This is a genomic window from Nocardioides terrigena, from assembly GCF_003047265.1.
Classification (GTDB): domain Bacteria; phylum Actinomycetota; class Actinomycetes; order Propionibacteriales; family Nocardioidaceae; genus Nocardioides; species Nocardioides terrigena.
Genome location: NZ_PZYY01000007.1, coordinates 371,742 through 381,875, shown reverse-complemented (window position 1 = coordinate 381,875; position 10,134 = coordinate 371,742). Strand labels below are relative to the sequence as shown.

Annotated in this window: 10 protein-coding genes; all 10 read right to left on the bottom strand. The window is 72.1% G+C overall.

Features of this window, described 5'->3' with window-relative positions:
• Window positions 1-309: 309 nt before the first annotated feature.
• From DAE25_RS17535 to argC, 10 genes are read right to left on the bottom strand one after another with little or no spacing between them, the layout of a single operon-like run.
• On the bottom strand, window positions 310-933 hold the full coding sequence (locus DAE25_RS17535) for a DNA-3-methyladenine glycosylase (protein ID WP_107767415.1): 624 nt from the start codon (window positions 931-933) through the stop codon (window positions 310-312).
• Window positions 917-2,353, bottom strand: a complete 1,437-nt coding sequence (argH, locus tag DAE25_RS17530; protein ID WP_107767414.1) for an argininosuccinate lyase — start codon at window positions 2,351-2,353, stop codon at window positions 917-919. The genes DAE25_RS17535 and argH overlap by 17 nt, the downstream gene beginning before the upstream one ends.
• Complete coding sequence (gene argG / locus DAE25_RS17525; protein WP_107767413.1) at window positions 2,353-3,783, bottom strand: argininosuccinate synthase; 1,431 nt, start codon at window positions 3,781-3,783, stop codon at window positions 2,353-2,355. The genes argH and argG overlap by 1 nt, the downstream gene beginning before the upstream one ends.
• Complete coding sequence (locus tag DAE25_RS17520) at window positions 3,784-4,335, bottom strand: arginine repressor (protein ID WP_107767412.1); 552 nt, start codon at window positions 4,333-4,335, stop codon at window positions 3,784-3,786.
• Window positions 4,332-5,255, bottom strand: a complete 924-nt coding sequence (argF, locus tag DAE25_RS17515; protein ID WP_107767411.1) for an ornithine carbamoyltransferase — start codon at window positions 5,253-5,255, stop codon at window positions 4,332-4,334. Before argF ends, DAE25_RS17520 begins: the two co-directional genes overlap by 4 nt.
• The gene (locus DAE25_RS17510) at window positions 5,252-6,442 is read right to left on the bottom strand and encodes an acetylornithine transaminase (protein ID WP_107767410.1); all 1,191 of its coding nucleotides are present in this window, start codon (window positions 6,440-6,442) and stop codon (window positions 5,252-5,254) included. Before DAE25_RS17510 ends, argF begins: the two co-directional genes overlap by 4 nt.
• On the bottom strand, window positions 6,439-7,380 hold the full coding sequence (gene argB / locus DAE25_RS17505) for an acetylglutamate kinase (RefSeq protein ID WP_107767409.1): 942 nt from the start codon (window positions 7,378-7,380) through the stop codon (window positions 6,439-6,441). The genes DAE25_RS17510 and argB overlap by 4 nt, the downstream gene beginning before the upstream one ends.
• Window positions 7,377-8,528: a bifunctional glutamate N-acetyltransferase/amino-acid acetyltransferase ArgJ gene (gene argJ, locus DAE25_RS17500; RefSeq protein ID WP_107767408.1), complete on the bottom strand. Its 1,152-nt coding sequence runs from the start codon at window positions 8,526-8,528 to the stop codon at window positions 7,377-7,379. The genes argB and argJ overlap by 4 nt, the downstream gene beginning before the upstream one ends.
• On the bottom strand, window positions 8,525-9,079 hold the full coding sequence (locus DAE25_RS17495) for an ACT domain-containing protein (protein ID WP_159083817.1): 555 nt from the start codon (window positions 9,077-9,079) through the stop codon (window positions 8,525-8,527). The genes argJ and DAE25_RS17495 overlap by 4 nt, the downstream gene beginning before the upstream one ends.
• Window positions 9,076-10,104 (bottom strand): N-acetyl-gamma-glutamyl-phosphate reductase, encoded by a 1,029-nt coding sequence (gene argC / locus DAE25_RS17490; RefSeq protein WP_107767445.1) that lies wholly within the window; start codon window positions 10,102-10,104, stop codon window positions 9,076-9,078. Before argC ends, DAE25_RS17495 begins: the two co-directional genes overlap by 4 nt.
• Window positions 10,105-10,134: the final 30 nt, after the last annotated feature.

The following is a 10,134-nucleotide window of genomic DNA, read 5'->3' as shown; positions in this document are numbered from 1 at the left end:
AACCACCACCACAACTTCAAAAGCCATGGTGACGGGGCATAACAAACTAATTCGTCGACTATGACACACTGTTGAGTTCTCAAACATCAGACGCACCCAAGTGCGAACCTCGCGGTTCTTGTCTTGGGACAACCTGCAGTAACTTACCGGTCCGGGTCGGCCTCGTCAATCTCGGCCGGACCCGCACCCGCCGCGCATGCAAGAACCCGCTTCTTCCAGCCGGTGAGGCTGGTGTTTCGCTGGCCGCTTGCGGCGACAGGTGAAACATTAGACCCCTCGTTCAACCGCTGACAAATCGGGGTCCCCTCGTCACCGTTTCCGCAGGTCAGAGCGTTGCGGGCGTCGCCCGGGGGTCGCCGGCCGGTACGCGGACACCGTCGGGTCCCCCGTCAGCCAGAAGCGCCAGGGGCGTTCCGGTGCGCCCCGCAGCCCCACCCGGGGCCCCGAGAACACGATCGAAGGATCGGGCGTGTCGCCCAGCTCGAGCCGGGTCGGACCCGCGCCGAGGTCGACGCCGTTGCTCGAGAGGTCCAGGCCGAAGACCGTGCAGAGACGGGCCGGACCACGCGCGAGGTCGCGGTCGCCGAAGCCGGGGCGGCGTACGCGGGCCGTCTCGAGACCGGAGACGACCTCGCCGGCACGGAGCAGCACGGCGGCCGCCTCCCCCTCGGGACCGCAGACCACGTTGGCGCAGTGGTGCATGCCGTAGGTGAAGTAGACGTAGAGCCGGCCCGCCGGGCCGAACATCACGGAGTTGCGCGGGGTCCGGCCCCGGTGGGCGTGGGAACCCGGGTCGTCGGCGGCGCCGTACGCCTCGACCTCGGTGATCCGGACGGCCACTCCCCTGTGGGAGAGCACGGAGCCGAGGAGGAGCGGCGCCACCTCGTGGACCGCTCCCCCCAGCAGGTCGACCAGGTCAGGCGAGCCGCTCACGATGCGCGGCCACCTGGCCGGCGAGCTCGGCGAGCTGGTCGCGGACCCGCGCCGGGGCCGTGCCGCCCCGACCGGTGCGGGAGCCGACCGACCCCTCGACGGTGAGGACCTCGCGAACGCCCGGACCGAGGTCGGGCGAGATCTCGGTCAGCTGGTCGTCCGTCAGCTCGTGGAGCTCGACGCCGAGCTCCTCGCAGCGGCGTACGCACGCACCGGCGACCTCGTGCGCGACCCGGAACGGCACGCCCTCGCGCACCAGCCACTCCGCGACGTCGGTCGCGAGGGAGAACCCCTGGGGTGCGAGCTCGGCCATCCTGGCGGTGTTGAACTGCAGGGTCGCGACCATCCCGGTGAAGGCGGGCAGCAGCACCTCGAGGGTGTCGACCGAGTCGAACACCGGCTCCTTGTCCTCCTGGAGGTCGCGGTTGTAGGCCAGCGGCAACGCCTTGAGCGTGGTCATCAGCCCGGCCAGGTTGCCGACCAGGCGTCCGGCCTTGCCGCGGGCCAGCTCGGCGATGTCGGGGTTCTTCTTCTGCGGCATGATGCTCGACCCCGTCGACCACGAGTCGTGCAGCCGGGCGAAGTCGAACTCCCGGGTCGTCCAGAGGATGACCTCCTCGGCCAGCCGGGACACGTCCACGCCGATCATCGCCGTCACGAACGCCAGCTCGGCCACGAAGTCCCGCGCAGCCGTGCCGTCGATCGAGTTCGCGCTCGAGCCGGTGAAGCCCAGCTCTGCCGCCACCGCCGTCGGGTCCAGGCCCAGCGAGGAGCCGGCCAGGGCACCCGAGCCGTACGGCGAGTCGCCCGCGACGCGGGCGTCCCAGTCGGCGAGCCGCGACACGTCGCGCAGCAGCGGCCACGCGTGGGCCAGGAGGTGGTGCGACAGCAGCACGGGCTGGGCGTGCTGCAGGTGCGTGCGCCCCGGCATGACGACGTCGAGGTGCTCCTGCGCCTGGACCACGAGCGCGTCGACGAGGTCGAGCACCTGGCCCGCGACGATCGCGGCGTGGTCGCGCAGGAAGGCCTTGAAGAGCGTGGCCACCTGGTCGTTGCGGGACCGGCCGGCCCGGATGCGCCCGCCCACGTCGGTCCCGACCTCCTCGAGCAGCAGCCGCTCGAGCGCGCCGTGCACGTCCTCGTCGGACGGGTCGGGGTGCAGGTCGCCCGCGGCGTACCGCTCCCCCAGCACCTCGAGCCCACGCAGCAGCTCGGCGTGGTCGTCATCGGTCAGCAGACCGGCGGCGTGCAGGGCGTTGGCGTGCGCACGGGAGCCGGCCAGGTCGTAGGGGGTCAGCCGCCAGTCGAAGTGCGTCGACCGCGAGAGTGCCTCCAGCTCGGGCGACGGGCCGGACGCGAAGCGCCCGCCCCAGAGCTTGCCCTGGTTGGTGGTGCCGCCGGTGGTGCCGGGCTCGACCATCAGTCGGTCCCGACGTCCATCGCGGCGTGGTCGAGCGCCTCGTCGTCGAGCTGGTCGGCGCCGTTGCGGCGGGCGATCCGATCGGCACCGCCGGGCTCGATCTCGCCGAAGAGGTTGCCGTTCTCGACCAGCACGTGGCCCTGGTCCTGGGGCTGGCCGGCGTACTGCTCGAGCTTGGCACGCGAGTCGGCGATGTCGAGGTTGCGCATGGTCAGCTGGCCGATGCGGTCGGTGGGACCGAAGACGGCGTTGTCCGTGCGCTCCATCGAGAGCTTGTCCGGGTGGTAGGAGAACGCGGGGCCGTCGGTGGCGAGGATCGTGTAGTCCTCACCCCGGCGCAGGCGCAGCGTGACCTCGCCGGTGACCAGCGAGGCGATCCAGCGCTGGATCGACTCGCGCATCATCAGCGCCTGCGGGTCGAGCCACCGGCCCTCGTAGAGCAACCGGCCGAGGCGACGGCCCTCGTGGTGGTAGTTGGCGATGGTGTCCTCGTTGTGGACGGCGTTGAGCAGCCGCTCGTAGGCGATCCACAGCAGCGCCATGCCGGGCGCCTCGTAGATGCCGCGGGACTTGGCCTCGATGATCCGGTTCTCGATCTGGTCGGACATGCCCAGGCCGTGGCGGCCGCCGATCTCGTTGGCCTTCATGACCAGCTGGACCGGGTCGGCGTACGACGTGCCGTCGATCGCGACGGGGCGACCCTGGTCGAAGCGGACGGTGACGTCCTCGGTGGGGATCTCGACGGAGGGGTCCCAGAACTTCACGCCCATGATCGGCTGCACGGTCTCGAGGGAGACGTCGAGGTGCTCGAGGGTCTTGGCCTCGTGGGTGGCGCCCCAGATGTTGGCGTCGGTGGAGTAGGCCTTCTCCTTGCTGTCGCGGTAGGGCAGGCCGCGCTCGGTGAGCCACTGGCTCATCTCGTCGCGACCGCCCAGCTCGTGGACGAAGTCGGCGTCCAGCCACGGCTTGTAGATGCGCAGCTCGGGGTTGGCGAGCAGGCCGTAGCGGTAGAACCGCTCGATGTCGTTGCCCTTGAAGGTGGATCCGTCGCCCCAGATGTCGACGTCGTCCTCGTGCATCGCCCGCACCAGCATCATGCCGGTGACGGCACGACCGAGCGGGGTGGTGTTGAAGTAGGTGCGGCCGCCGGAGCGGATGTGGAACGCGCCGCACGCCATCGCGGCCAGTCCCTCCTCGACCAGCGAGGCCCGGCAGTCGACTGCGCGCGCGATCTCCGCGCCGTACTCCAGCGCACGGCCGGGGACGCCGGAGATGTCCGGCTCGTCGTACTGGCCGATGTCGGCGGTGTAGGTGCACGGGACGGCGCCCTTGGCGCGCATCCACGCGACGGCCACGGAGGTGTCGAGGCCGCCGGAGAAGGCGATGCCGACCCGCTCGCCGATGGGCAGGGAGGTGAGGACCTTGCTCACTTAGATGTCGTCCTTTGCTGGGTGGGGGGATGTCGTGTCGTGGTTGGCCAGGCTGAGGAACCGGCGCGCGAGCGCCTCCCCGCCGGCCGCGTCGCGGCCGATGATGAGCACGGTGTCGTCACCGGCGATGGTGCCGAGGACGTCGCCCAGGTCGGCCTTGTCGAACGCACTGGCCAGGAACTGGGCGGCGCCGGGCGGGGTGCGCAGCACCACCAGGTTGGCGCTCGCGTCGGCGCTCACCAGCAGCTCGGTGCACAGCCGGGCCAGCCTGTCGATGGCCGCGGCCGTCTCGCGAGTGGCACCCGCACCCGGGGATCGGTCACCGCCCTCGGCGGGGACGGCGTACACGAGGGCGCCGGAGGCGCTGCGGATCTTGACCGCGTCCAGCTCGACGAGGTCGCGGCTCAGGGTGGCCTGGGTGACGTGCACGCCACGGCCCGCCAGCAGCTCGGCGAGCTCGGTCTGCGAGCGCACGTCGTGGTGGGTCACCAGGTCGATGATGCGCTGGTGGCGGGCGCTCTTGGTCGTCGGGCTGACCGCGGTGTCGTTCATGCCTGCTCCAGGAGCCACGTGAGGATCGCCTTCTGGGCGTGCCGGCGGTTCTCGGCCTCGTCCCAGACGACGCTCTGCGGACCGTCGATGACGGCCGCGTCGATCTCGGTCCCGCGGTAGGCCGGCAGGCAGTGCATGACGATCGCGCCGGGGTCGGCGTGGGCGAGCAGCCCGGCGGTGAGGGTGTACGGCGTGAGGAGACGCAGCCGGTCGGCCTTCTCCTCCTCGCGACCCATCGACACCCAGGTGTCGGTGACGACCACGGCCGCGCCGGTGACGGCGACGACCGGGTCGCGCTCCAGGGTCACCGAGCCGCCGGTCCGCGTCGCGACCTCGCGGGCCCGGGCGACGACGCCGGCGTCAGGCTCGTAGCCCTCGGGGGCGCCGACCACGACGTGCATACCGGCGGTGGCACCCGCCAGGACCCACGAGTTGCCCATGTTGCAGGCGCCGTCGCCGACGAAGGCGACCCGGGTGCCGGCCAGGGCACCGACGTGCTCACGGACGGTCTGGAGATCGGCGAGCAGCTGGCAGGGGTGGAACTCGTCGGTGAGGGCGTTGACCACGGGGACTCCGGCGAAGGCGGCCATCGTGGCGAGGTCGGTCTGGTGCGCCGTGCGCCAGACGATCGCCGAGGCCTGGCGGCCCAGCACCCGGGCGACGTCCTCGACGGACTCCCGCTCCCCCATGGCGGCGAGGCCTCCGTCGACGGTCATCGGGTGGCCGCCGAGCTCGGCGATCCCGGCGGCGAAGGAGACCTGGGTCCGCAGCGTCGGCCGGTCGAAGACCAGGGCGACTGTGCGCGGACCCTCGAGGGGGCGGTGGTCGAAGGGGGCCGCCTTCATGGCGGCCGCGAGGTCGAGGACCGCCGCCTGCTCGGCGGGCGTCAGGTCGTCGTCGGCCAGCAGGTGCCGCATCAGGCACCTCCCCGGTCATCGGCCCGCGCACCCGCCACGATCCCCCCGAACGCCGCGGCGAACGCCTCCACGTCGTGCTCGGAGAGCACCAGCGGCGGCACGAAGCGCAGCGTCGACGGTCCGGTGGCGTTGAGGAGGTAGCCCGCGTCGCGGCCGGCGTCGACGACGGCCGCCGCGTCCTCGGCGTCGAGGTCGGCGGCCAGCATCAGACCGTGCCCGCGCACCTCGGTGACCGCCGGCTGGTCGGCGAGCGCGTCGGCGAGACGCTTGCCGACGTGCTCGACGTGCTCGAGCAGGCCGTCGTGCTCGATGGTGTCGAGCACCGCGAGCGCGGCGGCGCAGGCGACCGGGTTGCCGCCGAAGGTGGTGCCGTGGTTGCCCGGCTGGAGCAGGGTGGCGGCGGCACCGAGCGCGATGGTGGCGCCGATCGGGATGCCGCCGCCCAGGCCCTTGGCCAGGGTGACGACGTCGGGGGTCACTCCCCCGGCGAACGGCAGCTGGTGGGCGAACCAGGCGCCCGTGCGGCCGATGCCGGTCTGCACCTCGTCGAACCAGAGGAGCGCGCCGTGCTGCGTGGTGACCTCGCGCGCGGCGGCGAGGTAGCCCTCCGGAGCGACGTGGACACCGGCCTCACCCTGGATGGGCTCCAGGATGACGGCCGCGGTCTCGTCCGTGACGGCCGCCGCGAGGGCGGCCGCGTCGCCGTACTCCACGAAGGTGACGTGCCCGGGGAGCGGCTCGAACGGCTCGCGGTAGGCGGCCTTGGAGGTCAGCGCGAGCGCGCCCATGGTCCGGCCGTGGAAGCTGCCTGTCGCCGCGACCACGTGGGTGCGACCCGTACGACGGCTCAGCTTGAGTGCGGCCTCGTTGGCCTCGGCGCCGGAGTTGGAGAAGAACACCCGGCCGTCCGACCAGCCGAGGAGCCCGAGGAGGCGCTCGGCCAGCGCGAGCTGCGGCTCGGAGGCGATGAAGTTGGAGACGTGGCCCAGGGTCTGGAGCTGGGTGGTGACGGCCTCGACGATCGCCGGGTGGGCGTGGCCGAGGGCGTTGACGGCGATGCCGCCGTACAGGTCGACGTACTCGCGACCGGCGTCGTCCCAGACCCGGACGCCCTCGCCGCGCTCGAGCTTGAGCCTCGGCGTGCCGAACGTGTTCATGAGGGCGCCCTCGTAGCGCTCCTGCCAGCTCATCCCTTGACCTCCGGGCTCGTGTGCGCCTTGCGCAGCTTGGTCTCGACGCCGGGCAGCACCTGGGTGCCGACGCCCTCGTCGGTGAAGATCTCGAGGAGCACGGCGTGCTCCTCCCGACCGTCGACGACCGTGGCCCGCGGCACGCCGCCACGGACGGCCTGCAGGCACGCGGTCATCTTGGGGACCATGCCGCTGGCCAGTGACGGCAGCATGTCGTCCAGGGCCTCGGGGCTGATCTCCTGGATCACGTCGTCGCTGTCGGGCCAGTCCCGGAAGAGGCCCTCGACGTCGGTCAGCACCAGGAGCTTCTCGGCGTCAAGGGCGATGGCCAGCGCGGCCGCGGCGGTGTCGGCGTTGACGTTGTGCACGAGGCCGTTCTCGTCCGGGGCGACGCTGGAGATCACCGGGATCCGGCCGGCCGCGACGATGTCCTGCACGGCCTCGGGACGGACCTTGGCGACCTCGCCGACGAGGCCGAGGTCGACCTCCTCGCCGTCCACGATGGTGTTGGTCGCCGTGGCGGTGAACAGGCCGGCGTCCTCCCCGGAGAGGCCGACGGCGAGCGGTCCGTGCTGGTTGATCAGCCCCACGAGCTCGCGCTGCACCTGGCCGACGAGGACCATCCGGACGACGTCCATCGCCTCGGGGGTCGTCACCCGGAGGCCGCCCTTGAACTCCGAGGTGATGTCGAGGCGCTTGAGCATCGCGGAGATCTGCGGGCCGCCGCCGTGGACGACCACGGGCTTGAAGCCGGCGAAGCGCAGGAACGCGACGTCCTCGGCGAAGGCCGCCTTCAGCTTCTCGTCGGTCATCGCGTTGCCGCCGTACTTCACCACGATCGTGCGGCCGTGGTAGCGCTTCAGCCACGGGAGGGCCGCGGCGAGGGTGCGGGCCTTGGCGGGGTCGGGCCGGTTCTGGGAGCTGGATGTCGTCGTCATGAGCTGTAGGCGCTGTTCTCGTGGACGTAGGCGTGGGTGAGGTCGTTGGTCCAGACGGTCGCGCGGGCGTCGCCGGCCTTGAGGTCGATGGTGACGCTGACCTCGCGGCCGGTCAGGTCGACTCCTGCCGGGTCCTCCGCCGGGGTGGACTGGCGGCAGACCCACACGCCGTTCATGGCGACGTCGAGGTCGGCGGGGTCGAAGGCCGCCTGCGTGGTGCCGATGCTGGCGAGCACGCGGCCCCAGTTGGGGTCGTTGCCGAAGACGGCGGCCTTGAAGAGGTTGGAGCGGGCCACGCTGCGGGCGACCTCGACGGCCTCGTCCTCGGACGCGGCGTTGAGGGCCGTGATGGCGATCTCGTGGTCGGCGCCCTCGGCGTCCTTGAGCAGCTGCATCGCCAGGTCGGTGCACGCCTGCGTGAGCGCGTCGGTGAAGTCGGCCGGCGTCGGCGTGATGCCGCTGGCGCCGCTCGCCATCACGGTGACGGTGTCGTTGGTGGACATGCACCCGTCGGCGTCGAGGCGGTCGAAGGAGACGCTCGTCGCGGCGCGCAGGGCAGCGTCGAGGTCGGCGGCGGGGACGACGGCGTCGGTGGTCAGCACCACCAGCATCGTCGCGAGCTGGGGCGCGAGCATCCCGGCACCCTTGGCCATCCCGCCGATCGACCAGCCGGCTCCCTCGACCACGACCTGCTTGCTCACCGAGTCGGTGGTCATGATCGCCTCGGCGGCCGCGGGGCCGCCGTCGGAGGAGAGCTGCGCGTGCGCGTCGTCGACACCGGCGAGCAGGGCGTCGCGGTCGTTGGCCAGGCCGATCAGGCCGGTGGAGCAGACGACGACGTCGATGGCGCCGATGCCGAGGCGCTCGGCCACGCGCTCGGCGACCGCGTGGGTGGTCTGGAAGCCGTCGGGGCCGGTGTAGCAGTTGGCGCCCCCGGAGTTGAGGACGACCGCGCGGACGGTGCCGTCCTTGACCACCTCCTGGCTCCAGAGGATCGGGTTGGCCTTGCAGCGGTTGGCGGTGAAGACGGTGGCGGAGTCGTACGTCGGTCCGGCGTTGACGACGAGGGCGAGGTCCTTGCCCCCGCTCGTCTTGAGGCCGGCCTCGACGCCGGCGGCGGTGAATCCTGCGGGATGGGTCGTGGTCACTTCTTCGTCTCTCCTGCGGACTTGTCACGGCTGCCCCGCGCGCTGCGGGGGCGGTCACGGCCCTTGTCGCGGGCGGGCTTGGCGGGCACGGCGTCGGTCACGGTGTGACCCCGTCGTCGCCACGCCTCGGCCGTCCTGGCGGCGTCCACGAGGCGCACCATCACCCAGTCGGTGTCGAAGGTGGAGAGGGTGTAGACCGGGATCTGCTCCTCGGCCAGCGGCGTCAGCAGTCCGGCGAGGATGCCCACCGCGTCGGGGTCGAGCGGGCCCCGCACCTGGAAGGCCGTCAGCGGCTTGATGCTCGGGGTCTTGGTGGGCACCGAGCGGGTGGCGCAGACGAGGCTGGTCTCGGTCGCGGTGGCGGTGATCGAGAAGAGGGTGGCCGACTCGGCCCACTGCGGGAGCTCGGCGCCGGGGCCGAGGCGCACGATGGCGAGCTTCTCGGGGTACTTCAGCAGCGTGAAGGTGGGACCGGTGACGGTCGCATTGCCCTGCTCGGCGGGCTGCTCCGTGGTCTCGTCAGGGGTCTGGTCGGGGGTCTGGTCGCTCACGGTGCGAGTCCGATCGTGGAGAGCCCGGTGGTCTCGTCGAGGCCGAGCGCGAGGTTGAGGCACTGCACGGCGGCGCCGGCGGTGCCCTTGGCGAGGTTGTCGACGGCGCCGACCGCGACCACGCGGCGTACGGCGGGGTCGACGGTGACCTGGACGTGCACGGCGTTGGAGCCGAGCACGGACTGGGTCTGCGGCCACTGGCCGTCCGGGAGGACGTGCACGAACGGCTCGTCGGCGTATGCCGCGAGGTAGGCGGCGCGCACCTCGTCGGCGTCGACGTCCCGGGCGAGCGGAGCGGACACGGTGGCCAGGATGCCTCTCGACATCGGCACCAGCAACGGCGTGAAGCTGACCCGGACGGCGCCGTCGTGGACGCGGCCGAGGTTCTGGGTGATCTCCGGGGTGTGGCGGTGCACTCCCCCGACGCCGTAGGCGCTGGCGTTGCCCATCACCTCGCTGCCGAGCAGGTGCGGCTTGGCGGCCTTGCCCGCCCCGGACGTGCCGCTCGCGGCGACGACGCTGATGTCCGGCTCGACGAGCCCGGCGGCGAGCGCCGGGGCGATGGTGAGCGTGGAGACGGTGGGGTAGCACCCGGGGACGGCGATGCGCCGGGCGCCCCGCAGGAGGTCCCGCTGGCCGGGGAGCTCCGGGAGGCCGTAGGGCCAGGAGCCGGCGTGGGACCCGCCGTAGAAGTGCTCCCACGCGGCGGCGTCGGTGAGCCGGAAGTCGGCGCCGCAGTCGATGACGACCACGTCGTCACCCAGGGCCTCGGCGATGGGGGCCGACTGGCCGTGCGGGAGTCCGAGGACCACCACATCGTGCCCGGCCAGCGTCTCGGCCGTGGTCGGCTCGAGCACGCGGTCGGCGAGGGGCACGAGGTGCGGCTGGAGGCTGCCGAGGGTCTCACCGGCGTTGGAGCCGGCGGTGAGAGTGCCGATCCGGGCGTCCGGGTGGCCGAGGAGCAGGCGCAGCACCTCACCCCCGGCGTACCCGCTGGCACCGGCGACGGCGACGGAGAAGGTCATGTGCATGACTATACATGCGAGTGCATGATC

What these genes read in the sequence shown, in the direction of transcription:
- DAE25_RS17520 (WP_107767412.1), bottom strand. Translation starts at nt 4,335, where the DNA reads ATGAACGACACCGCGGTCAGCCCGACGACCAAGAGCGCCCGCCACCAG.
- argC (WP_107767445.1), bottom strand. Translation starts at nt 10,104, where the DNA reads ATGACCTTCTCCGTCGCCGTCGCCGGTGCCAGCGGGTACGCCGGGGGT.
- argB (WP_107767409.1), bottom strand. Translation starts at nt 7,380, where the DNA reads ATGACGACGACATCCAGCTCCCAGAACCGGCCCGACCCCGCCAAGGCC.
- argH (WP_107767414.1), bottom strand. Translation starts at nt 2,353, where the DNA reads ATGGTCGAGCCCGGCACCACCGGCGGCACCACCAACCAGGGCAAGCTC.
- DAE25_RS17510 (WP_107767410.1), bottom strand. Translation starts at nt 6,442, where the DNA reads ATGAGCTGGCAGGAGCGCTACGAGGGCGCCCTCATGAACACGTTCGGC.